A 21,263-nucleotide genomic window follows, 5' to 3' on the forward strand; every position below is an offset into this window, starting at 1 on the left:
ACAATACCGAAAAACCGATAATCCAGACGGTGCAGGCGTAAATTATTCGATAAATCCTGGACGCAATCTGTTAAGAGTGATGGCGGAAGCAGTATGCTGATCAGGCAGTTGGCGCACCATCGATGCCATGCATGTCATAACCGCGCTTGCCGCATGGCGGATCAGACATTCTGTAAAACGGCGGCCGACCTGTCATAACGGCCCCCCTGACTACGGCGCCAGTAAACGCTGACGCAAGGAGGAAATGCGTTGGAGCAGAAAAAATTCATCCCACCCGCAACCATGAAAGACGTGGCCGATAAGGCTGGTGTCTCCACCGCAACGGTGTCACGCGCCCTGACCAACCCGGAGAAAGTCTCGGCTTCGACCCGCAAGAAGGTAGAGCAGGCGGCGCTGGCGGTGGGATACTCTGCACAAAACCTTGCTCGTAATCTCAAGCGACATGAATCAAGAACGATTCTGGCGTTGGTGCCTGATATCTGCGATCCCTTCTTCAGCGAAATGCTGCGTGGCATTGAAGAAACCGCCGCAGAACGCGGTTATCTGGTCCTGATCGGCGATTGCGCGCACCAGCGCCAGACAGAAAAAACCTTTCTGGACCTGATCGCTACCCGTCAGATAGACGGCATCCTGTTATTGGGGTCGCAACTACCGTTTGATGCGGGTAGAGATGAGCGCCGTCATCTTCCGCCGATGGTTATGGCAAACGAATTCGCCCCCGAACTGGATATGCCCACGGTACACATTGATAACCTGACCGCCGCGTTTGAAGCCGTCAGTTATCTCCATCAGTTGGGGCATCAACGCATTGCCTGTATTGCCGGCCCACAGCAGATTCCGCTCAGCGAGTATCGGCTGCAGGGTTATATTCAGGCGCTACGACGTTGTGGACTGGTTATCGACAACCAATACATCGTACACGGAGATTTTAGTTACGATACCGGCTCACGCGGCCTGACAACGCTGATGTCACACCCTACTCCCCCCAGCGCGATTTTTTGCCATAGCGACGTGATGGCGCTGGGTGCGTTAACCCAGGCGCGGAAAATGGGGCTGGACATCCCACGAGACCTGTCGCTTATCGGGTTTGATGATATCGCCCAGGCCAGCCACTGCTTTCCGGCGCTGACTACCGTTTCTCAGCCGCGCTACGATATTGGTCGTGAAGCGACGCTGTTGCTGCTGACGCAGTTGCAGCAACACAAGGTGGCTCGCGGGTCACGGCTGATGTCCAGCCAGTTGATTATTCGCGACAGTACTGCCGCTCCACCGCTGCGTGTTACAGGCTTTAAGAATTCCGGTGCTGGTCAAACATTTTAGGGTTCAGTAACATGGCGACCTGTTACCTATTTTCTTAGCAACGAAACGATTGTGGCACAACGAGACTATGTCAGCCGGGGGCGTTCTGGAACGCGCCGGAAAAAAACATCCAGCCGGAAACGAGGAGGGTCCTCAGGCGCATCTAAAACCATGATAGCGCTGGCCGTTGCCGTGCTGGTCACGTTTGCCGGTGGACTCTATTTTATCGCCCACAATAAGCCGGATGAATCGCCCGTCCTGCCGCATCAGGGCACCAAAGGCAATGGGTTGCCGCCCAAACCGGAAGAGCGCTGGCGTTATATCAAAGAGCTGGAAAACCGTCAGATTGGCGTGGCTTCGCCGACCGAACCATCAGCAGGGGGAGAAATCCAGTCCACAGGCCAACTGACCAATGAACAGCGCCAACTGCTCGAACAGATGCAATCAGACATGAAACGCCAGCCGACAACGCTGACGGAAGTGCCTTACAACGATCAGAGCCAGATGCCCGCGCGTTCTCTTACCACGCCCAGAACGCAAACCGTGTTGCCCGGTGTATCGGGTACCAATACCAATGGCACGATACAACCGATGACACCACGCACGACGACCGCCGCCCCGGTGGCAACGCCGCGTCATGCAACGTCGAACGTCACCACGACGACGCAAACAACCCAGAAACCGGTACAGACGGAACCCCGTACGGAATCCCGTAAAGAGGTGACGAAAACAGAACCGCCGGCAGCGGCCAAAGAAACGGCTAAAACCGACAACACCAAACCAGACAGCAAGCCTGAGAAAGAACAGCGCTGGATGGTGCAATGCGGATCGTTCAAAACCACAGAACCCGCAGAATCGGTACGCGCAGAGCTGGCGTTTGCCGGTGTAGAAAGTCGTATCACCAGTAGCGGAGGCTGGCACCGAATCATGCTCGGTCCGTACAACAGCCGCGCTATCGCCGACAAAATGGCACAAAAGCTCAAAGGTATGGGGCAATCCAACTGCATCCCGTTAGCCAGCGGGGGTTGAAAACCCCACTCCCCTCCCCCATGTTTATCGTCAATACGCCCCGCGTCCGCGCGGGGGTCTTTTTCTCAGTAACGGGGATAAACTCGTGACAACAATTGTAAGTGTGCGTCGCAATGGTCAGGTGGTGATTGGCGGTGACGGGCAAGCCACCCTGGGCAACACCGTAATGAAAGGCAATGTACGCAAAGTACGTCGTTTGTATAACGATCGGGTTATCGCCGGGTTTGCTGGCGGCACCGCAGATGCCTTCACCCTGTTTGAACTGTTTGAGCGCAAGCTGGAACTGCATCAGGGCCATCTGGTTAAAGCGGCGGTAGAACTGGCTAAAGACTGGCGTACTGACCGTATGCTGCGTCGTCTGGAAGCACTGCTGGCCGTCGCTGACGAAAATGCGTCGCTTATCATCACCGGTAACGGCGATGTGATTCAGCCGGAAAACGACCTGATCGCCATCGGATCCGGCGGCCCCTATGCGCAGGCGGCGGCACGCGCTTTACTGGAAAACACGGAATTAAGCGCCCGGGAGATTGTCGAAAAATCACTGGGTATTGCGGGTGATATCTGTATCTACACCAACCAGTTCCACACGATTGAAGAATTAGCCTCCAAGGCGTAAGGATCCACTATGTCTGAAATGACCCCGCGCGAAATAGTCAGCGAGCTTGATAGCTACATCATCGGACAGCACAAAGCAAAGCGCGCCGTCGCGATCGCCTTGCGTAACCGCTGGCGCCGCATGCAGTTGGAAGAGAGCCTGCGCCATGAAGTGACCCCGAAAAATATCCTGATGATCGGCCCAACCGGGGTGGGGAAAACGGAAATCGCCCGTCGCCTCGCCAAGCTGGCTAACGCGCCCTTTATCAAGGTAGAAGCGACCAAATTCACCGAGGTGGGTTATGTCGGCAAGGAAGTGGATTCCATCATCCGTGATCTGACCGACGTTGCCATTAAAATGGTGCGTCAGCAGTCAATAGAAAAAAACCGTTATCGCGCTGAAGAGCTGGCCGAAGAGCGCATTCTGGACGTGCTGATCCCCCCGGCCAAGAACAACTGGGGCCAGCCGGAAGAGCACCATGAGCCGTCCGCGGCTCGTCAGGCATTTCGCAAGAAACTGCGCGAAGGGCAGCTTGACGACAAAGAAATCGAAATCGAGCTGGCTGCCGCACCGGTTGGCGTCGAAATCATGGCCCCTCCCGGCATGGAAGAGATGACCAATCAGTTGCAATCCATGTTCCAGAATCTGGCAGGGCAGAAACAAAAAAGCCGCAAGATCAAGATTCGTGAGGCTTTCAAACTGCTGGTGGAAGAAGAAGCCGCCAAGCTGGTTAACCCGGAAGAACTCAAGGAGCAGGCGATTGAAGCGGTGGAGCAACACGGCATCGTCTTCATCGATGAAATCGACAAGATTTGCAAACGGGGTGATACCTCCGGCCCGGACGTATCACGCGAAGGCGTCCAGCGCGACCTGCTGCCGCTGGTGGAAGGCTGTACGGTGTCCACGAAGCACGGCATGGTAAAAACTGACCATATCCTGTTCATCGCGTCCGGCGCGTTCCAGGTTGCCAGCCCATCGGACCTGATCCCCGAGTTGCAGGGCCGTCTGCCGATCCGTGTCGAGTTGCAGGCGCTGACCACCGAAGACTTCGAGCGTATCCTGACCGAACCTAGCGCCTCGCTGACCCGCCAGTATCAGGCGCTGATGGAAACCGAAGGCGTTAACATCACCTTCCAGCCGGATGGTATCCGCCGTATCGCGGAAGCGGCCTGGCAGGTTAACGAGCGTACGGAAAACATCGGCGCTCGTCGTCTGCATACGGTATTAGAGCGCTTGATCGAGGATGTGTCCTATGGCGCCAGCGAAATGAACGGCCAAACCGTGACGATCGATGCAGATTATGTACGCAGTCACCTGGATGAGTTAGTAGCAGATGAAGATCTGAGCCGATTTATCTTATAATCCGTTCGCGGATCGCACTGATGACCAAACAGTGGGAGGCGTTGGCCTCCCACTGTTGTTTTTGATGCCGTCACCAGGCTGCATTATTCCTGCACTTAACGCGCCACAACCTGGCTGATAGCATGGCCCATAGACACCATGATCCCATTAATACCATGACCCAATTAACACCATGACCGAATTGACACATAGCAGCAAAACTCAAGCCTGGCTCGACAGCCTGCGTCCCAAGACGCTGCCGCTGGCTTTTGCCTCCATCGTTACCGGCACCGTCATCGCCTGCTGGCACAGCAATTTCAAACCCGGCGTGGCGTTATTGACGTTGATTACCGCCGGGCTGTTGCAAATTCTCTCCAATCTGGCCAACGACTATGGCGATGCGGTGAAAGGCAGCGACAAGGAAGACCGTATCGGCCCGCTACGCGGGATCCAGACCGGGGCTATCACGTTGGCGGAACTGCGTAAGGCGCTGCTCATCACCGTGGTGCTCACCGTGGTGTCCGGTAGCGCGCTGGTGGCACTGGCCTGCGAAAAACCGGTGGATGTCGTGGTATTCCTGGCGCTCGGCCTGCTGGCGATTCTGGCCGCGATTACCTACACCGTCGGCAACCGACCTTACGGTTACATCGGGTTGGGTGATATCTCGGTGTTGATTTTCTTTGGCTGGCTTAGCGTAGCCGGGTCGTACTACCTGCAAACCGGCCACTTCGATAGCAGCGTTATCCTGCCAGCAACCGCTTGTGGCCTGCTGGCCGTCGCGGTGCTCAATATCAACAATCTGCGCGATATCGACAGCGATCGGGAAAACGGTAAAAACACGCTGGCGGTACGGCTCGGTGCTTATAAAGCCCGCCGCTACCACATGATGTTACTGATGACGGCACCGGTTTGTCTGGCCCTCTTCGCGATGCTGTACCTGCATACGCTGGCGGGCTGGCTGTTTATTCTGGCGCTGCCGTTACTGGTGAAACAAGGCCGCTATGTGATGCGCGAAACCACCGCATTCAGCATGCGTCCGATGCTGGAAAAAACCGTGAAAGGCGCGTTACTCACCAATTTGTTGTTCGCGGTAGGCGTACTGCTGAGCTAAACCAGATTCAGTCAAGATGGAACGGGCAACACGTTTGTTCCAGTTGGCAAAATCACAACCGATTACTGATGCGGGTCAAAGCCGCTGTTGATGATTTTGCCAACAACAAACATAAAGGGATATACTCAGTCCCACACTCTCCAGCGGCAACAAACGTGACTCCTATGAAATACGATACTTCCGAACTGTGTGATATCTATCATGAAGAGGTCAATGTCGTTGAGCCTCTTTTCTCCAATTTTGGTGGACGTAGTTCATTCGGCGGCAAAATCGTCACAGTAAAATGCTTTGAAGATAACGGCCTGCTATTCGATATACTGGAAGAAAACGGCAGTGGCCGCGTCTTGCTGATCGACGGCGGCGGTTCTGTACGCCGTGCGCTGGTTGACGCTGAACTGGCCCGTCTGGCCACGCAAAACGAATGGGAAGGTATCGTGGTCTATGGCGCGGTACGCCAGGTAGACGATTTATCGGAGCTGGATATCGGCATTCAGGCGATGGCGGCGACACCGGCTGGTGCAGCGAGCGAAGGCATCGGTGAAACGGATATTCGGGTGAATTTCGGCGGTGTGACGTTCTTCTCGGGCGATCACCTTTATGCTGACAACACCGGTATTATCCTGTCTGAAGATCCGCTGGATCTGGAATAACCGGCCAGGTTGCCAAGGGCGTCACAGACGCCCTGTGCGCCGTTGTCTGTGTGACATCGGCAGTTACTGAACATCTTCCATTTTACCCAGCAGCGCACGCAGACGTTCCTGCCATACCGACTGTTCCTGCTTGAGTTGCTCGTTCTCGCTCATTAATGCATCACGGTTACCCGCCATGCTCTCCACTTCCTGCGACAACGCATTGTTCTTCTCTTTCAGCTCTTCGATTTCCATCTGCAACAGCGTGATCGTGTCAATCGCCTGCTGAACTTTCGCTTCCAGCTTCTCAAACACTTCAAATGACATAACTTCTAACCCCTTTTGATCGCACGGCCTGAGCCGGTTAACGCAGATGTATCACGAACAGGTGTGCCACGCACGGTATCCCGCGAGCAGGTATGCACCGGCACGGGTTTCACAAACAGATATCTCATGCCGCCTTACGCACTCAGCCTGCACATCTGTTATGGCTACGCCGGACGTAAACGCCAGCCAAATTGTATGTAGCCGGATCAAGCGTGTCCAGCGCACTACCGGTAAAACAGCGACTCTGCCTGCTTTTTCGCTCACGCGCCATCAGTACAGACTGAAAATCACCCGAAATATTGTTAAACGGTATTAATGTTAATAAATTTAACACCCTGATTAACACCTATCCGCTGACCGGATGACAGTTTTGTGTCCAATTACGCGAATGCGCGCATTTTCTTGACGCATCACACACATTTTGATTTCGATATTTCTCGTTTTCGAACATTAACGATAAATTCACATCCGAAATACAAAAAGAGCCTGACCGCGAATCGCCAAAGATGAACGAGACAGGCCTGAAACGCGCAGACCCATAGAGGCCTGCGTCAACCACCATGCTGTAGCCTACAAGCAGGAACAAGCATTATGAGTCAATCTGATATTTCTACCCTTAAAGGCCAGTGCGTTGCCGAGTTTCTCGGTACTGGCCTGTTGATCTTCTTTGGCGTTGGCTGTGTAGCGGCTCTGAAACTGGCAGGAGCCAGTCTGGGGCTATGGGAAATCAGTATTATCTGGGGGTTGGGCGTCGCGATGGCGATCTACCTGACCGCCGCGATTTCCGGTGCTCACCTCAACCCTGCGGTCACCATCGCCCTGTGGCTGTTTGCCTGCTTCGATGGCCGCAAAGTCCTGCCTTATATCGTTTCACAGGTCGCTGGCGCGTTCTGTTCGGCGGCATTGGTCTATGGCCTCTATCACAACCTGTTCGATAACATCGAACAAACGCACAATATTGTGCGTGGTAGTGTGGAAAGCCTCGATCTGGCAGGTGTCTTCTCCACCTATCCGAACCCGCACATTTCCGTGATGCAGGCCTTCATGGTGGAAACCGTTATCACCGCCATTTTGATGTGTCTGATTCTGGCACTGACTGATGACGGCAATGGTATTCCGCGTGGCCCGCTGGCACCGCTGTTAATAGGGATTCTGATCGCGGTTATTGGCGCATCAATGGGCCCGTTGACCGGATTTGCCATGAACCCGGCGCGTGATGCCGGTCCGAAATTGTTTGCCTACTTCGCTGGCTGGGGCAAAATCGCGCTGACTGGCGGACGTGACATCCCTTATATACTGATACCGATTTTCGCCCCGATCGTCGGAGCCTGTCTGGGCGCATTTGGCTATCGCACCCTGATTGGCCGTAACTTGCCTTGTGATGTCTGCGCCATTGATAGCGACACCGACACGGCGGCCTCTGCCCAAACTCGTAAGGTCTGACCCTACTCCGCTAACAGGATTACGTTTATGAACCAGGAAAAAAAATACATCGTCGCGCTCGACCAGGGCACAACCAGTTCACGAGCTGTTGTGCTGGATCATGACGCCAACATCGTCAGCGTATCCCAGCGGGAATTCACCCAGATTTACCCCAAGGCGGGCTGGGTAGAACACGACCCGATGGAAATCTGGGCGTCGCAAAGCTCCACGCTGGTGGAAGCGCTGGCAAAAGCGGGCATCAGTAGCGACGAAGTGGCCGGTATCGGTATTACCAACCAGCGTGAAACCGCCGTGGTGTGGGAAAAAGAGACCGGTAAACCGATTTATAACGCCATTGTGTGGCAGTGCCGCCGCTCCGCAGATATCTGCGAAAAGCTGAAAAAAGACGGCATGGAAGAGTACATCCGCGCCAACACCGGCCTGGTGGTTGACCCATATTTCTCCGGCACCAAAGTGAAATGGATCCTCGACCATGTGGAAGGGTCGCGTGAACGTGCCCGTCGCGGCGAGCTGCTGTTCGGCACCATCGATACCTGGCTTATCTGGAAAATGACCCAGGGTCGCGTCCACGTCACCGACTACACTAACGCCTCGCGTACCATGCTGTTCAACATCCATTCGCTGGACTGGGACGAACGCATGCTGGACGTGCTGGATATTCCGCGTGCCATGTTGCCGCAGGTTCGTCCTTCCTCTGAAGTGTACGGCCAGACCAATATTGGCGGTAAAGGCGGTACCCGTATTCCTATCGCCGGTATCGCCGGTGACCAGCAAGCCGCATTGTACGGCCAACTGTGCGTACAGCCCGGTATGGCGAAAAACACCTACGGTACCGGCTGCTTCCTGCTAATGAATACCGGTAAAGAAGCGGTTCGCTCCAAACACGGCCTGTTGACGACCATTGCCTGCGGCCCACGCGGTGAAGTGAACTATGCGCTGGAAGGCGCAGTATTTATCGGTGGTGCCTCTATCCAATGGCTGCGCGACGAGCTGAAACTGATTGGCGACGCGATGGACTCTGAATACTTCGCCACCAAAGTGAAAGACACCAATGGCGTCTATGTCGTACCAGCGTTTACCGGTCTGGGTGCCCCTTACTGGGACCCGTACGCCCGTGGCGCGATTTTCGGCCTGACCCGTGGTGCCAATGCTAATCACATTATCCGCGCTACGCTGGAATCCATCGCTTACCAGACCCGTGACGTGCTGGATGCCATGCAAGCTGATGCCGATACCCGCTTGCAGGCGCTGCGGGTAGATGGCGGTGCCGTCGCCAACAACTTCCTGATGCAGTTCCAGTCTGACATTTTGGGTACGCGTGTTGAGCGTCCGCAAGTGCGTGAATCTACCGCGCTGGGTGCCGCCTTCCTGGCGGGTCTGGCTACCGGTTTCTGGAACGATCTGGACGAAGTGAAGAGCAAAGCCACCATTGAACGCGAATTCCGCCCCAGCATCGAAACCGTGGAACGTAATTTCCGCTATCGTGGCTGGCAAAAAGCGGTGGAACGCGCCCGTGCGTGGGAAGAACACGACGAGTAAAATCACCACTATCCTTGATCGGGCGCGGCTATCGCGCCCTTTTTCTTTCCCTCCCCCTCACCCGCCCGCCAACACGCCTGTGTTACCATAACGCCCCGACTGACTCTTCTTTTATTCCTTATTCCCTGTGCAGGACTGGTATCCATGAAACGTGAATTAGCCATCGAATTCTCCCGCGTGACCGAAGCCGCTGCGCTGGCCGGCTACAAATGGCTGGGACGCGGCGACAAAAACGCCGCTGATAACGCAGCCGTGCAGGCGATGCGCATCATGCTCAATCAGGTCGACATCAACGGCAAGATTGTCATCGGCGAAGGTGAAATCGACGAAGCCCCGATGCTTTATATCGGCGAACAGGTGGGCACCGGTAACGGCGACGCGGTAGACATCGCCGTCGACCCGATCGAAGGCACCCGCATGACCGCTATGGGGCAGGCTAACGCTCTGGCGGTATTGGCCGTTGGCGAACAGGGAGCCTTCCTGCATGCTCCTGACATGTACATGGAAAAACTGATTGTCGGCCCGCAGGCTAAAGGCGCTATCAATCTTGACCAACCGTTGGAAGAGAACCTCAAGCGCGTTGCCGAACGGCTGGGTAAACCGCTGAGCGAGCTGACCGTCATCACGCTGGCCAAACCGCGTCACGATCAGGTCATCGCAGATATGCAGCGGCTGGGGGTAAAAGTCTTTGCCATTCCTGATGGCGATGTGGCCGCGTCTATTCTGACCTGCATGCCGGAAAGCGAAGTGGATGTACTGTACGGCATCGGCGGTGCGCCGGAAGGCGTTATTTCTGCCGCGGTGATCCGTGCGCTGGATGGCGACATGCAAGGGCGCCTGCTGGCCCGCCATCAGGTGAAGGAAGATAACGAGGAAAACCGCCGCCTAGGCGAACAGGAATTAGCACGCTGCCGCGAAATGGGCATTGAAGCAGGCAACGTGCTGACACTGGGTGACATGGCGCGCAACGACAACGTGATATTTTCCGCTACCGGCATCACCAAAGGTGACTTGCTCGACGGCATTTCACGCCGAGGCAATATCGCCACCACCGAAACGCTGCTGATCCGCGGCAAGTCACGAACCATCCGTCGTATCAGTTCCACCCATTACCTGGACCGCAAAGATCAGGCGCTGCACGACTTTCTGCTGTAATCACGGCAGGGGATGCGCAGCTCAGCATGAATTGTTTCACTGTTGTTAATAGATCGCGTATCGTAAAGCTCGGCTGCACACAGCCCTGTGACACCCGAGAGATCAAAAACAGGAGCAGATAACCATGGCAGAGTGGGTGACCGGTAAAGTTATTCAGGTTGAACACTGGACGGAAAATTTATTCAGCCTGCGGCTGGAAGCGCCGATAGCGCCGTTTACCGCCGGGCAGTTCGCCAAGCTGGCGCTGGAACGGGATGGCGAGCGGGTACAGCGCGCCTATTCTTACGTCAACGCACCCAGCAACACGCTGCTGGAGTTCTATCTGGTTAACGTGCCGGACGGCAAGCTCAGCCCGCATCTGCACCGTTGCCAGCCAGGTGATGAGGTGCTGGTAACCCAGGAAGCGGCTGGTTTCTTCGTACTTGAGGAGATCCCGGACTGCGATACCTTGTGGATGCTGGCAACCGGTACCGCCATCGGCCCGTATCTGTCGATTTTGCAGGAAGGGCGCGACCTGGAGCGGTTCAAGAACATCGTGCTGGTCCACGCTGCTCGATTCGCTCGCGACCTGAGCTATCTGCCACTGATGCAACAACTGGAACAGCGCTACAACGGTAAGTTACGCATCCAGACCATTGTCAGCCGGGAGGAACAGCCCGGCTCACTCACTGGCCGCGTACCGGCACTGATTGAAAGCGGTGCGCTGGAAGAGGCGGTCGGCTTACCGATGGATGCCGCTACCAGCCACGTCATGCTATGCGGCAACCCGCAGATGGTGCGAGACACGCAGCAGTTGCTCAAGGAGACGCGGCAGATGAGCAAACACCTGCGTCGTCGTCCCGGCCATATGACCAGCGAGCACTATTGGTAATCCCGACTATCCCGATGACCGTCGAGTAACCACAAAACGGTAGAAACAAGCGGCACTCAGGACGCGCGGAACCGCAACGGTTCCGCTGCCGGTCCGAAACGGTTCGCACCTGTCGTGCCGACAAACGCGCCGCAATCAAGCAACATCATCACGGTAATCAGCGTCGGCAAGAAACGCTCTACGCCCCATTGCGCGAGCGATGGCAGCATCGACCAATTGCCGTTACCCAGCATCCAGGCCACCACCAGCAATAACGCCCACCAGCCACTTCGGTTGCGATCATGCAGCCTTTTGACCAGTATCGCCGTCAGCGGCCACAATAGCATCACCAGTACAAACGCCGCCTTCTGGGTATCCAGCCAACCGGTACCGGCCAACACGAATAATCCCACCATCAGCGCCAGCACGATCACCATCCCTAACCAAAAATCCCGGCGACCAACGCGGCCACGAAACGAAAAACACCATTGTTGTATTGTCATGTCTTCTTATCCCCGAATACGGTTCTACGGGTATGAGTTTACCTTAAGTCAGGTTGTGTTTTTTACCGCACATTTTGACAATTGATCCTGAATCCCGCTTTAATCACACAGCATGCCAACAGTGAGTGACGATACGAATACACTAATGATGAAAAATGCCCTGCTGATTGTTTGTTGCCTGTCTGCTGGCCTACTCTGCACACCCTTCGCCAGAAGTGACGGCTTATTCCAGCCTCAAACCCCGACAGCCGCCCCTTACCTGCTGCCGGGTTCTCCCTCGTTCGACATGAACATCGTGCAATTTCGTACCCGCTATAACCTGAGTAACCCGTCACTGCCGATTAGTGAATACCGGGTCATCGACACCGGAGACGACTCACCGAACCTGACGCGAGCAGCCAGCCGTATCAACGATCATCTGTATTCATCCACCGCGTTGGAAAAAGGCACCGGCAAGATTAAAACCATGCAAATTACCTGGCTTCCCAAACCTAAAGACACTGACCAAAGCGGGCGACGTAAACAAGCCATCGGTTACATGGCAGCACTGGTACGCACTTTTATGCCATCGCTCACCAACGAACAAAGCCTGAAAAAAATCGAGACATTGCTGGAAAAAGGCAAAGGGCAGCGCTTTTACCAGCAAACAGAGGGCGCATTGCGCTATGTTGTGGCTGATCATGGTGAAAAAGGGCTAACCTTCGCTGTTGAACCGATTAAGCTAGCGCTATCTGATTCGTGATCACATCGAGAATTAGGCACGAAAAACAGAGCCACCGCGCCATTTCGACTCTATACTATCGGCAGTTCTGTATCATCGTCAGAGTGGCTGCCTGACGCAGCCATGTATTGATTAACTGGCAATTCGCCTGGAGGAAACAAGATGCGACATCCCTTAGTCATGGGCAACTGGAAGCTGAACGGCAGCACCAGCATGGTTCACGAACTGATCGCCGGCCTGCGCAAAGAACTGAGCGCCGTCACCGGTTGTGACGTAGCCATTGCGCCGCCAGCTATTTATCTGGATCAGGCGAAACACCAGCTGGCAGGCAGCCGTATTGTGCTGGGTGCCCAGAACGTGGACGTCAACCTTGCTGGTGCCTTCACCGGTGAAACATCCGCTGAGATGCTAAAAGACATCGGCGCGAAATACATCATCATCGGCCACTCCGAGCGTCGTACCTATCACCATGAAAGTGATGAGTTCATCGCCAAAAAATTTGGCGTACTGAAAGAAACCGGCCTGATTCCGGTACTGTGCATCGGTGAAACCGAAGCTGAAAACGAAGCGGGCCAGACCGAAGCGGTCTGTGCACGTCAGTTGGACGCGGTGCTGAACACGCTGGGCGCGAAAGCGTTCGAAAACACCGTCATTGCCTACGAACCGGTATGGGCCATCGGCACCGGTAAATCCGCCACGCCGGCACAGGCACAGGCAGTGCACAAATTCATCCGTAACCACATCGCTAAACAGGATGCGGCGGTCGCTGAACAGGTCATCATCCAGTACGGTGGCTCGGTTAATGCGGCTAACGCTGCCGAACTGTTCACCCAGCCGGACATCGACGGTGCGCTGGTGGGCGGTGCCTCACTGAAAGCCGATGCGTTCGCCGTTATCGTTAAAGCCGCGGCCGAAGCCAAAGGCCTGGCCTGATTCCTGCCCGAACACCACACAACGGCTCCAGTCTGGAGCCGTTTTTTTATCTCTTTTTCCCCACCGACTCCGCCTGCATTCATTATTTTGTCATTTTTCCCGCCTAGGTTTTACCAGTCGTGTTTATTTGTTACTTAATTTAACCAAGAGTGAATGAAAATGACTCGTAAGGCTATTATTCGCAAAACACTGCTCTCTTCCCTGATGATGACACTGGTAGCAGGTAGCGCACTGGCCGCCAGCGCCGACTACCAACGCCAGGCGCAGGGTGACATCACCCAACCCGGTGGTGCCCGCCGCCTCAGTGCCGATCAAACGGAGATGCTGAAAGCCTCACTCAACGCGAAGACCGCCAAAAACGTGATTCTGCTGATTGGCGACGGCATGGGCGATTCAGAAATCACGGCTGCACGCAACTACGCGATGGGGGCTGGTGGCTTCTTCAAAGGTATCGATGCACTGCCGCTGACAGGCCAGTACACCCACTACTCGCTGGACAAGAAAACCCGCAAACCAGACTACGTCACCGATTCCGCGGCATCGGCCACCGCCTGGTCCAGCGGTGTCAAAACCTACAACGGCGCACTGGGCGTTGATGTGGATGGCAAAGACCATAAGACACTGATTGAAATCGCTAAAGCGGCAGGCAAAGCGACGGGTAACGTCTCTACCGCCGAACTGGAAGACGCCACACCGGCCGCCATGGTGTCCCACGTGACCTCCCGCAAGTGTTACGGCCCGGAAAAAACCAGCCAGCAGTGCCCGACCAACGCACTGGAAAACGGCGGTCGCGGCTCCATTGCTGAACAGTTACTGGTCACTCGTGCTGATGTCACGCTTGGCGGTGGTGGTGCCACTTTTAAAGAACTCGCCAAAGCGGGTAAATATCAGGGGAAAAGCCTGAAAGAACAGGCGGAAGCGCTGGGCTACCACATCGTGACGGATCTCGATGGCATGAACGCCGTTACCGCCGCTACGCAGAGTAAGCCGGTGCTGGGGCTATTCGCCGATGGCAACATGCCGGTGCGCTGGCAGGGGCCGCAAGCGAGCTACCACGGCAACCTGGACAAACCGGTTGTAACCTGTGAGCCGAATGCCAAACGCGCGGCCACCGTGCCGACACTGGCGCAAATGACCGATAAAGCTATCCAGTTATTGAGCAAGAATAAAAACGGTTTCTTCCTGCAAGTTGAAGGGGCGTCTATCGACAAACAGGACCACGCCGCCAACCCATGTGGTCAATTCGGCGAAACCGTCGACCTGGACGAAGCGGTCCAAAAAGCACTGGAATTCGCCCGTCGTGACGGCAACACGCTGGTGATTGTCACCGCCGACCACGCCCACTCCAGCCAGATTATCGAAAACGGAGCCAAAGCACCGGGCCTGACGCAGGCGCTGAACACCAAAGATAATGCGGTGATGACCATCAGCTACGGTAACTCGGAAGAGGAGTCTCAAGGCCACACGGGCACCCAGTTGCGCATCGCCGCCTACGGCCCGCACGCCGCCAACGTCGTGGGGCTGACCGACCAAACCGACCTGTTCTACACCATGAAAAACGCGATGGGCCTGAAGTAATAAAGCCATCTTTGGGCCACGGTACTCCTGTGGCCCGTTTCTTTGTGGGCCGTTGTCGTTTTTATAACTTTGCCTTTATACCTAAGCGGATCCTTTCGGTTGGGAACAACGGTTGCAATATTACCTCATCATTAAAAATGAATAATTTGGGTGACAAGGCTGTTACATCATAAATATTTTCAGCAATTAAGCTTAATTTCGTTCTAAAGACAGGAATACTAATGTCATCTGCAAAAACAAATACATCATCACTGATTAGAATATTTTCATTTAACAGACTATTAATACTTTCATAGTCTGAAAATTCCATTTCTGACCAAACCACACCCACTCTTGAGAAGGGATATTCATTTAAGCTATCTATAGCTTCCTTCAGAGCTTGTCCATCAAGCACATTAAAATCAGCACTAAGTGCTGCTTTACACTCTTCAAATAAGTTCATTTTTCTTGGTCATTTCAATATCGTTTTAAAAAATGTCCCATTATTCTAAAATTGACATGATCTGAGAACAGGTTATCACCTGTTACTCCTGACAGGAAAATTAAAATTATAACTCATCCTCATAAAATGAGGATAATATTAATAATCTCCCATGGCAGTACATGTCAAATCAAAAAACCTATCAAATTGATGCGATTTATTAAATAGATATTTTTATATCATCTCACAGCTCTCTAATATTACACTTCGTCAGATAATATTCTCATGAATTCACGCACAGCCTTTTTCTGCAATTCAATCTCTTCCGGAGATAACAATATATTCATTAATTGATCATCAACAGCCATATCATATATATCGACATCCAACCACCCTTTTGATCAAAAATCCATCCCACCCATTCTATTTTTACCTTCAAATTCAACCCGTTCCAGATCGCCAAAATCACCATTGGTATAATAGCTATACTTGAAAGTATACCCTTTCATTTTTGGTGCAATGTTTTTCTTAAAATAATCAATGTTAAACATTTGGTTCTCACTATTTATCTATTACACGTATCTTTTTCTAAGATAAGCATTCCTGATACTATATCTTCACCATATGATTTTGTGATACATTTACATCATGCCCGGCTACATGGCGTAGCATCGTCCAAAACACCCGCAGGCGGTAGTGACATCTGACAGATCTCAGCATCATCACCCCACACACCGGCGTAGTAGAGGTGTTTGTCTTACCGGCGTGAACACAGGATCCTGAGCAGCAGATAGGATCCCCTGTCGGTTAAACCCCGGGATTTATTTGAGATAACTATCATGAGCCAAAAAAGCACAGACATCAGTAAGTTCTTAAGTTACATATTACGCCATCAACCTGAAGCTATCGGTTTATCTTTGGACAAAGAAGGATGGGCTGTCATAAGCGATCTTATTCTTTGTGCCGTTAAAGAAGGTTATATACTCGACAATAGCCTGATTCATAGTATCGTTGATAATAGTGATAAAAGACGCTTTACAATTTCAGACGATGGATTACGTATCCGGGCGGTACAGGGACACTCAACACAGCAGGTTAATATTTCCTACAAAGAGAAAATACCTCCTGAGATATTATATCATGGAACAGCCACCCGTTTTATATCAGCCATTCGGGAACAAGGTCTGATTCCTGTATCACGTCAATATGTACATCTTTCGCCTGATGAAGAGACGGCCATTCAGGTAGGACAACGTCATGGAAAACCGATAGTACTAACGATAAAAGCCCTTAACATGTACGAACAGGGCTTTAAATTTTATCAAGCTGACAATGGTGTCTGGTTAACTGATACCGTTCCTTATCAGTTTGTTCAGGAATAACCGACTACTCATCATCTTTTGCCCGCGCTGCTCTGTGGCGGGCAGATTGAAGACACACAATGTTTAGCCATTCTGAAATACATATCTTCGCCGCCGAAATAGACAATTTCATCCGAATAGCGCCTGTTCACAACAAGGTAGTTGACATCCCACCAGTTTGCCAGAGGCAAAAACTATGTAATTCCAATTTGTGCATTATTTTCGATTACTGCTTATACCTTCTCGTAAAATATTTATTAATATCCTTATTCTCGATGACTCTAGCATTTGTGAAGTCTATTGAGTCAGATACAACAATACCACGCTGGAGAGCTTCTGGGAAATCGCTGATTGAAGCATAAATTGTTGGTACTAGAAATCTGAAATAGTCACCCATAACAGTATTCCCCTCATATCCAACTGGGTAATCCTCGCCTTCATTTGTTCCTTCAACACCATGAAAAACAAAGAAGCCCTTCTTAGATGGAAGATTATAGTCGCTCAATTCAATTTCTGGCAATGAACGTTCTTCAACCCATTTAACTAAGTCATTTTGACATTTGACATATTCAAATCTTATGTATGAATATAAATCCAATATTGTCTTTCCATTTTTAGACTCTGGATATTCAGAATAACCCGCAGACTCTTCCCACATATACTCATTTAAAGAATCCAAAATATACTCAGCGTTACTCATCTGCAAAACCGCCTTGGGAATATCACCAAAACAGTTATTAACCATTACAGAAATCCTGCCAAACTTATCCATTGCGAACCATGTGTAAATAGTTCCAAACTCGGGCTTCCAATTTTCATCAAAATTATTCATCATTCTTTTTCTCCTGCATCAACATGACCTTACTCAGAATCTACCAGCGTTAGCGGGCGCACATAGCGCGCTATGAAAAAACACGCTGACGTAATCGTTCTCCCAAGAACACCAAAAAAAAATAATAATTCCCTGCGAAAAATAAATTAATTATTGAAATACACTCAAGAATTTTTATTAAAAACAGCATCCCTTAAATAAATTGCTTCCCCAAAGCCATCATATATACCATAAAAAATAGACAAACACCCCTCTTTTTCTAGAAGACTAAACCCGGTTACTCCACAATCAAAATAAAGACCAACGCACCCATGCTCAACATTTTTAATTCTATATTCATATATATTAACTATCTTCTTATCAATGTAATCAGACAACTCAGGAACAATCTTCACTGGATAAAAAAACTCATCATCGATATCCATAACATCTAATAAAAAAGGCTCGAAACTCTCCTGTAAAATTTTAGCAATACCTTCATTAACACTTAATGATATCCAGCCAGATTCCGATGTTCGAAAGAACATAACAAGAATATCACAAATCAACTCATTCTCTATAAAGAAAGAACGCTTGCGAAACTCTTTAATATACTCATTAACCAACATTACACCTCCCTATTAATATTTTTAAGACTCTTCAGGAGCTAACCTGTTAAATTAATACATTTCATTATGTAAAATACTCATGCTGATAACTATTCATCTATGCACATGCATTGCTCTTCTCCTCTCACTGAGATTCTGTGCCGCCAAAATTAGCGCTCCCAGCCAAGAGAACGAGATTTTTCGAATAACGCTATTGCAGATAGCGCTCATCTTGCTGGACGAGGGGTTCTATTTCCTCTTCCCATATGCGCTTTTGGTATAACTGCCACTCTGTTAGTTCAGTGCGCCTTTTTATACAATCACGAATAACTTTTACCGCAAGAATAAATTCTTCATTTTTCAGATCAGTAAAATTAATCTGATCAAGAACTAAAACCTCCATTATCTTTTCATATATAATTGGATGGTTGCCCTGAAGGGCATCATCTAATAAGTCCTCTAACGCATCTGAAGCGATCCTATTCAAAGTAATACGTAAGCTCGTTCTCTCTAGGTAACCGATAAAAACAGTTGCCCCCATAATTCACCTCATTACGAAAAATCAATACATGTTATTACCCTAACTCCGGACCTGTTCCAATCATAGTTTAAAACCCTCAAGGAACAGAGCCATCAGAGATGAGAAAAATTTCACATTAACTGAACATTAGAAATGTATTCTTTGGGGAATAAATACTATCAGTATGAGTAGTCATACTTAGCATTTATTCTACGGCATATCCAATAGATGTTGGCAACAAAACAAAAACCTCTAGCGATTTGTTAATATCCTTCATTTCCCACGCGCTCTCAAATGAATAAAAAGATCCACACGATAAAATCGAAACATCCTATTAATTCAAGATATACATTCGATTATGGACCATCCCAAGACAACCTTGATTTTAACTCATCAGGAACTATTTTAAATAACAATTTAATGTACTCTACATTCTGGGTGTAATTGGGGGATATATCATCACTGCATTTTTCAAAATAGTACTTTGCTTGGTTATTTAAAAACCAAATGTCATGCTCCACAAAATCAAAATCCAGAATACTTTTTGATAAGTTATGTATAAGTTCAACATCAAAATAACAGGACCTGTCTCTTGCCCTTACCCAAGTATTCTGTGACTGAACATTTCTTATATAAGGTAAAACAAGGTCAAATATCTTCTTATATATCTCTTGCTTTGTCATCTTTATCACTACATTATCGCCTATTCATAGACAAACATAACTTACAGCCATAACAGGGGGAATCATTCTATTGACATGTAGTTCCGTTGAACCTCTGAACTGGTTATTGCGGAGAACACATTCAGCAGACTATTGGTGGACACAAAATACTTCCTGTCCGGCTACTGAAACACCTTCTCTCACCAACGCCGCTCAGGCACAAAAATAACTTTACTTCTGATAGCGATCATCCTGCTGGGCGAGGGGTTCTATTTCCTCTTCCCATATGCGATTTTGATATAAAAACCCTTCATTTTTCTCCTTTCGAGTCGCTAAGTAGTTTCTAATAACTTTAATAGTTTCATTAAATTCAGACTCATTCAAATCGTAGAAATTTATCTGATCAAGAACCTGAACCTCCATTATTTTATCATATATAACAGGATAATTTTCCTTTAATACTTCATCAAACAACGCTATCAATACATCGGATGCTAAACGATTTAACACCACACTTAATCTCTGCTTACCACCAATATTACTTAATCCTCTGTAACCGATACCAAAATAAGCCCCCATGGTTCACCTCAAAATAATGATAATGAATATGCCCCCCAGAGAAGAGAGCCATGGTATATTGTGCTAAGACCGGCAAGTTTGCAACGTGTCAGAAGATGAAGCGACATCCCCTCAATTATGCAGCATCATGGGCATCATTTTCTGGCAGCCATACATGTCCTTTATTGCTAACACCTTATTTTTACAGCATACACTGTCGGTTACTGTCCCCAACGGTAGCCGGGCAACCCACCGCCGCAACTCACGCTGAAGGGCCGCTGGCTGGACGATCTCGGTTTTAACACCAGCCAGCCGATGATTGTCACCGTGAGTGACAAAGAAATCTCAAACTAATAAAAATCCCAGTCGCGAAAACTGGGATTACATCATTACTCACTAGAAGGGTAAGCAATAAGCACCCTCTAAAGATTCATACTGTGTAACTGCATTGGAGCCTTCAGCAAAATATTCTACATCTATAGATTCCGGTGGATAATCCTTAGTATAAGATCCCGCCAAAAAAGCTCTATACTGCTCCAGTACATATAATGTTTGCTCAATAGTTAAAAGCACACGCTGCTCTTCAACATATTCACAGCCAATGAGTACTTTATCTTGGGTCACCATCACCCAATGAGCATTGCCTATGCCGAAATTACCATCAGTACTTTTTCCAGAGGATAAATCAGTTAGATTCTTCACCCAGATATCAACAGAATTAATTCCATACTGAATATCGTTAGATAACCATCCTGCTATTTCACGTGCACCATACCCCAAGACGTCTCCCCTCAGGGTATTACGTATTTCTCCCCCAATAGGAATAAATAGGTTGCTTTTTTCACTCCACCAAAAAGTAATTCGATCATTCAACATTACTTTTTCCCTCCGCTATATACAGGCCATGCCATTAGATGTTCAGGTACAAGCACGGGAACGATCATTTGGGGTGAGCGTGGCATCGGATAATAAGATCCCAACCAGATCATGCTGGTCGGGATTTATACTAATTAGTCCCTATTTTTATACCTATCAGGTATATATTCGTTGTGTTCCATTGATTTCATCAGATTCAAAAGATCGGCTAAGAACCAAGAGAGTTCTTCTCTACTTGAACACTCAGTTAACTGGTTTACTTGCTCATCTGAGCAATTTTTTAAAACATAGTTTAGACAGTCTGAAAAAATCACAACTTCAGATTCAGAAAGGCGAACATCGAATAAAGTGACATTTACCCCAGGAACATAATTAGTCTTAAGAACATCCATA

The 21,263-nt window shown here is 50.2% G+C and carries 25 protein-coding genes and 1 pseudogene; 15 read left to right on the plus strand and 11 right to left on the minus strand.

What is annotated here, in order from left to right; all coding sequences use genetic code 11:
• Window positions 1–249 precede the first annotated feature (249 nt).
• From cytR to rraA, 6 genes are all read left to right on the plus strand, one after another.
• Window positions 250–1,320, plus strand: a complete 1,071-nt coding sequence (gene cytR, locus FGI04_RS17755; RefSeq protein ID WP_407321956.1) for a DNA-binding transcriptional regulator CytR — start codon at window positions 250–252, stop codon at window positions 1,318–1,320.
• A gap of 51 nt (window positions 1,321–1,371) precedes the next feature.
• The gene (gene ftsN / locus FGI04_RS17760) at window positions 1,372–2,328 is read left to right on the plus strand and encodes a cell division protein FtsN (protein WP_342699615.1); all 957 of its coding nucleotides are present in this window, start codon (window positions 1,372–1,374) and stop codon (window positions 2,326–2,328) included.
• A gap of 85 nt (window positions 2,329–2,413) precedes the next feature.
• Window positions 2,414–2,944, plus strand: coding sequence for an ATP-dependent protease subunit HslV (gene hslV / locus FGI04_RS17765; RefSeq protein WP_012767897.1), 531 nt, complete (start codon window positions 2,414–2,416; stop codon window positions 2,942–2,944).
• A 9-nt stretch (window positions 2,945–2,953) separates the two neighbouring features.
• Complete coding sequence (gene hslU, locus FGI04_RS17770; RefSeq protein ID WP_038909275.1) at window positions 2,954–4,285, plus strand: ATP-dependent protease ATPase subunit HslU; 1,332 nt, start codon at window positions 2,954–2,956, stop codon at window positions 4,283–4,285.
• Window positions 4,286–4,457: 172 nt separating this feature from the next.
• A complete protein-coding gene (locus FGI04_RS17775) occupies window positions 4,458–5,375 on the plus strand; it encodes a 1,4-dihydroxy-2-naphthoate polyprenyltransferase (protein WP_342699616.1) in 918 nt (305 codons plus the stop codon).
• A gap of 164 nt (window positions 5,376–5,539) precedes the next feature.
• Complete coding sequence (gene rraA, locus FGI04_RS17780; protein WP_342699617.1) at window positions 5,540–6,025, plus strand: ribonuclease E activity regulator RraA; 486 nt, start codon at window positions 5,540–5,542, stop codon at window positions 6,023–6,025.
• Between the two features lie 63 nt (window positions 6,026–6,088).
• On the opposite strand, the gene zapB is transcribed toward rraA, so the two are convergent.
• On the minus strand, window positions 6,089–6,331 hold the full coding sequence (gene zapB / locus FGI04_RS17785) for a cell division protein ZapB (RefSeq protein WP_016942839.1): 243 nt from the start codon (window positions 6,329–6,331) through the stop codon (window positions 6,089–6,091).
• A 591-nt stretch (window positions 6,332–6,922) separates the two neighbouring features.
• On the opposite strand from zapB, the gene FGI04_RS17790 reads away from it, so the two are divergent.
• The 4 genes from FGI04_RS17790 (at window position 6,923) to fpr (ending at window position 11,339) form a co-directional block, all read left to right on the plus strand.
• Window positions 6,923–7,774 (plus strand): MIP/aquaporin family protein, encoded by an 852-nt coding sequence (locus FGI04_RS17790; RefSeq protein ID WP_407321960.1) that lies wholly within the window; start codon window positions 6,923–6,925, stop codon window positions 7,772–7,774.
• 27 nt (window positions 7,775–7,801) lie between these two features.
• Complete coding sequence (gene glpK, locus FGI04_RS17795) at window positions 7,802–9,313, plus strand: glycerol kinase GlpK (RefSeq protein WP_016942837.1); 1,512 nt, start codon at window positions 7,802–7,804, stop codon at window positions 9,311–9,313.
• A 144-nt stretch (window positions 9,314–9,457) separates the two neighbouring features.
• Entirely contained in the window at window positions 9,458–10,468 is a 1,011-nt protein-coding gene (gene glpX / locus FGI04_RS17800; protein WP_016942836.1) for a class II fructose-bisphosphatase, read from the plus strand.
• A gap of 124 nt (window positions 10,469–10,592) precedes the next feature.
• The gene (gene fpr, locus FGI04_RS17805) at window positions 10,593–11,339 is read left to right on the plus strand and encodes a ferredoxin--NADP(+) reductase (protein ID WP_210175818.1); all 747 of its coding nucleotides are present in this window, start codon (window positions 10,593–10,595) and stop codon (window positions 11,337–11,339) included.
• Between the two features lie 56 nt (window positions 11,340–11,395).
• Here the strand turns inward: fpr and FGI04_RS17810 are convergent, their stop codons facing one another.
• Window positions 11,396–11,821 carry a DUF805 domain-containing protein gene (locus FGI04_RS17810; RefSeq protein ID WP_038905972.1) on the minus strand — a complete coding sequence of 142 codons (426 nt, stop codon included), beginning with the start codon at window positions 11,819–11,821 and terminating at the stop codon, window positions 11,396–11,398.
• Between the two features lie 148 nt (window positions 11,822–11,969).
• Between FGI04_RS17810 and FGI04_RS17815 the strand changes: the two genes are divergently transcribed.
• The 3 genes from FGI04_RS17815 to phoA all read left to right on the plus strand — a co-directional run bounded on the left by FGI04_RS17815 (window position 11,970) and on the right by phoA (window position 15,053).
• Complete coding sequence (locus FGI04_RS17815; protein ID WP_407274708.1) at window positions 11,970–12,563, plus strand: DUF1454 family protein; 594 nt, start codon at window positions 11,970–11,972, stop codon at window positions 12,561–12,563.
• Window positions 12,564–12,704: 141 nt separating this feature from the next.
• Entirely contained in the window at window positions 12,705–13,475 is a 771-nt protein-coding gene (tpiA, locus tag FGI04_RS17820; protein ID WP_016942832.1) for a triose-phosphate isomerase, read from the plus strand.
• Between the two features lie 153 nt (window positions 13,476–13,628).
• On the plus strand, window positions 13,629–15,053 hold the full coding sequence (gene phoA, locus FGI04_RS17825) for an alkaline phosphatase (RefSeq protein WP_019846434.1): 1,425 nt from the start codon (window positions 13,629–13,631) through the stop codon (window positions 15,051–15,053).
• Between the two features lie 61 nt (window positions 15,054–15,114).
• Here the strand turns inward: phoA and FGI04_RS17830 are convergent, their stop codons facing one another.
• Together FGI04_RS17830 and FGI04_RS17835 are read right to left on the minus strand one after the other, a co-directional pair.
• Complete coding sequence (locus tag FGI04_RS17830; protein WP_407337046.1) at window positions 15,115–15,495, minus strand: CDI toxin immunity protein; 381 nt, start codon at window positions 15,493–15,495, stop codon at window positions 15,115–15,117.
• Between the two features lie 380 nt (window positions 15,496–15,875).
• Entirely contained in the window at window positions 15,876–16,025 is a 150-nt protein-coding gene (locus tag FGI04_RS17835) for a hypothetical protein (protein WP_407337047.1), read from the minus strand.
• Window positions 16,026–16,313: 288 nt separating this feature from the next.
• Between FGI04_RS17835 and FGI04_RS17840 the strand changes: the two genes are divergently transcribed.
• Window positions 16,314–16,856 carry an RNA 2'-phosphotransferase gene (locus FGI04_RS17840; protein WP_407340058.1) on the plus strand — a complete coding sequence of 181 codons (543 nt, stop codon included), beginning with the start codon at window positions 16,314–16,316 and terminating at the stop codon, window positions 16,854–16,856.
• Window positions 16,857–17,061: 205 nt separating this feature from the next.
• Here FGI04_RS17840 and FGI04_RS17845 read toward each other — a convergent pair whose 3' ends face one another.
• The 5 genes from FGI04_RS17845 to FGI04_RS17865 form a co-directional block, all read right to left on the minus strand.
• Window positions 17,062–17,670, minus strand: coding sequence for a hypothetical protein (locus FGI04_RS17845; RefSeq protein WP_407337048.1), 609 nt, complete (start codon window positions 17,668–17,670; stop codon window positions 17,062–17,064).
• 161 nt (window positions 17,671–17,831) lie between these two features.
• Window positions 17,832–18,275 (minus strand): hypothetical protein, encoded by a 444-nt coding sequence (locus tag FGI04_RS17850; RefSeq protein WP_407337049.1) that lies wholly within the window; start codon window positions 18,273–18,275, stop codon window positions 17,832–17,834.
• Window positions 18,276–18,465: 190 nt separating this feature from the next.
• The gene (locus FGI04_RS17855) at window positions 18,466–18,795 is read right to left on the minus strand and encodes a hypothetical protein (protein WP_407337050.1); all 330 of its coding nucleotides are present in this window, start codon (window positions 18,793–18,795) and stop codon (window positions 18,466–18,468) included.
• Window positions 18,796–19,130: 335 nt separating this feature from the next.
• Complete coding sequence (locus FGI04_RS17860; RefSeq protein WP_407337051.1) at window positions 19,131–19,457, minus strand: zinc ABC transporter substrate-binding protein; 327 nt, start codon at window positions 19,455–19,457, stop codon at window positions 19,131–19,133.
• 210 nt (window positions 19,458–19,667) lie between these two features.
• The gene (locus FGI04_RS17865) at window positions 19,668–20,015 is read right to left on the minus strand and encodes a hypothetical protein (RefSeq protein ID WP_407337052.1); all 348 of its coding nucleotides are present in this window, start codon (window positions 20,013–20,015) and stop codon (window positions 19,668–19,670) included.
• 240 nt (window positions 20,016–20,255) lie between these two features.
• Here FGI04_RS17865 and FGI04_RS17870 point away from each other — a divergent pair.
• Window positions 20,256–20,348, plus strand: a pseudogene (locus tag FGI04_RS17870) (SymE family type I addiction module toxin); the annotation flags it as partial.
• Window positions 20,349–20,390: 42 nt separating this feature from the next.
• Here FGI04_RS17870 and FGI04_RS17875 read toward each other — a convergent pair.
• Both FGI04_RS17875 and FGI04_RS17880 read right to left on the minus strand, forming a co-directional pair.
• Window positions 20,391–20,870, minus strand: a complete 480-nt coding sequence (locus FGI04_RS17875) for a hypothetical protein (protein WP_407337053.1) — start codon at window positions 20,868–20,870, stop codon at window positions 20,391–20,393.
• Between the two features lie 134 nt (window positions 20,871–21,004).
• Window positions 21,005–21,262: a hypothetical protein gene (locus FGI04_RS17880; protein WP_407337054.1), complete on the minus strand. Its 258-nt coding sequence runs from the start codon at window positions 21,260–21,262 to the stop codon at window positions 21,005–21,007.
• Window position 21,263: the final 1 nt, after the last annotated feature.

It is taken from the genome of Dickeya ananatis (assembly GCF_019464615.1).
GTDB classification, from domain to species: domain Bacteria; phylum Pseudomonadota; class Gammaproteobacteria; order Enterobacterales; family Enterobacteriaceae; genus Dickeya; species Dickeya oryzae.

What these genes read in the sequence shown, in the direction of transcription:
- FGI04_RS17790 (WP_407321960.1), top strand. Translation starts at nt 6,923, where the DNA reads ATGAGTCAATCTGATATTTCTACCCTTAAAGGCCAGTGCGTTGCCGAG.
- rraA (WP_342699617.1), top strand. Translation starts at nt 5,540, where the DNA reads ATGAAATACGATACTTCCGAACTGTGTGATATCTATCATGAAGAGGTC.
- FGI04_RS17775 (WP_342699616.1), top strand. Translation starts at nt 4,458, where the DNA reads ATGACCGAATTGACACATAGCAGCAAAACTCAAGCCTGGCTCGACAGC.
- hslU (WP_038909275.1), top strand. Translation starts at nt 2,954, where the DNA reads ATGTCTGAAATGACCCCGCGCGAAATAGTCAGCGAGCTTGATAGCTAC.
- zapB (WP_016942839.1), bottom strand. Translation starts at nt 6,331, where the DNA reads ATGTCATTTGAAGTGTTTGAGAAGCTGGAAGCGAAAGTTCAGCAGGCG.
- phoA (WP_019846434.1), top strand. Translation starts at nt 13,629, where the DNA reads ATGAAAATGACTCGTAAGGCTATTATTCGCAAAACACTGCTCTCTTCC.
- FGI04_RS17830 (WP_407337046.1), bottom strand. Translation starts at nt 15,495, where the DNA reads ATGAACTTATTTGAAGAGTGTAAAGCAGCACTTAGTGCTGATTTTAAT.
- FGI04_RS17860 (WP_407337051.1), bottom strand. Translation starts at nt 19,457, where the DNA reads ATGACAAAGCAAGAGATATATAAGAAGATATTTGACCTTGTTTTACCT.
- FGI04_RS17850 (WP_407337049.1), bottom strand. Translation starts at nt 18,275, where the DNA reads ATGTTGGTTAATGAGTATATTAAAGAGTTTCGCAAGCGTTCTTTCTTT.
- glpX (WP_016942836.1), top strand. Translation starts at nt 9,458, where the DNA reads ATGAAACGTGAATTAGCCATCGAATTCTCCCGCGTGACCGAAGCCGCT.
- FGI04_RS17835 (WP_407337047.1), bottom strand. Translation starts at nt 16,025, where the DNA reads ATGTTTAACATTGATTATTTTAAGAAAAACATTGCACCAAAAATGAAA.
- FGI04_RS17810 (WP_038905972.1), bottom strand. Translation starts at nt 11,821, where the DNA reads ATGACAATACAACAATGGTGTTTTTCGTTTCGTGGCCGCGTTGGTCGC.
- FGI04_RS17855 (WP_407337050.1), bottom strand. Translation starts at nt 18,795, where the DNA reads ATGGGGGCAACTGTTTTTATCGGTTACCTAGAGAGAACGAGCTTACGT.
- FGI04_RS17840 (WP_407340058.1), top strand. Translation starts at nt 16,314, where the DNA reads ATGAGCCAAAAAAGCACAGACATCAGTAAGTTCTTAAGTTACATATTA.
- glpK (WP_016942837.1), top strand. Translation starts at nt 7,802, where the DNA reads ATGAACCAGGAAAAAAAATACATCGTCGCGCTCGACCAGGGCACAACC.
- fpr (WP_210175818.1), top strand. Translation starts at nt 10,593, where the DNA reads ATGGCAGAGTGGGTGACCGGTAAAGTTATTCAGGTTGAACACTGGACG.
- FGI04_RS17875 (WP_407337053.1), bottom strand. Translation starts at nt 20,870, where the DNA reads ATGTTGAATGATCGAATTACTTTTTGGTGGAGTGAAAAAAGCAACCTA.
- FGI04_RS17845 (WP_407337048.1), bottom strand. Translation starts at nt 17,670, where the DNA reads ATGATGAATAATTTTGATGAAAATTGGAAGCCCGAGTTTGGAACTATT.
- FGI04_RS17880 (WP_407337054.1), bottom strand. Translation starts at nt 21,262, where the DNA reads ATGGATGTTCTTAAGACTAATTATGTTCCTGGGGTAAATGTCACTTTA.
- FGI04_RS17865 (WP_407337052.1), bottom strand. Translation starts at nt 20,015, where the DNA reads ATGGGGGCTTATTTTGGTATCGGTTACAGAGGATTAAGTAATATTGGT.
- tpiA (WP_016942832.1), top strand. Translation starts at nt 12,705, where the DNA reads ATGCGACATCCCTTAGTCATGGGCAACTGGAAGCTGAACGGCAGCACC.
- FGI04_RS17815 (WP_407274708.1), top strand. Translation starts at nt 11,970, where the DNA reads ATGAAAAATGCCCTGCTGATTGTTTGTTGCCTGTCTGCTGGCCTACTC.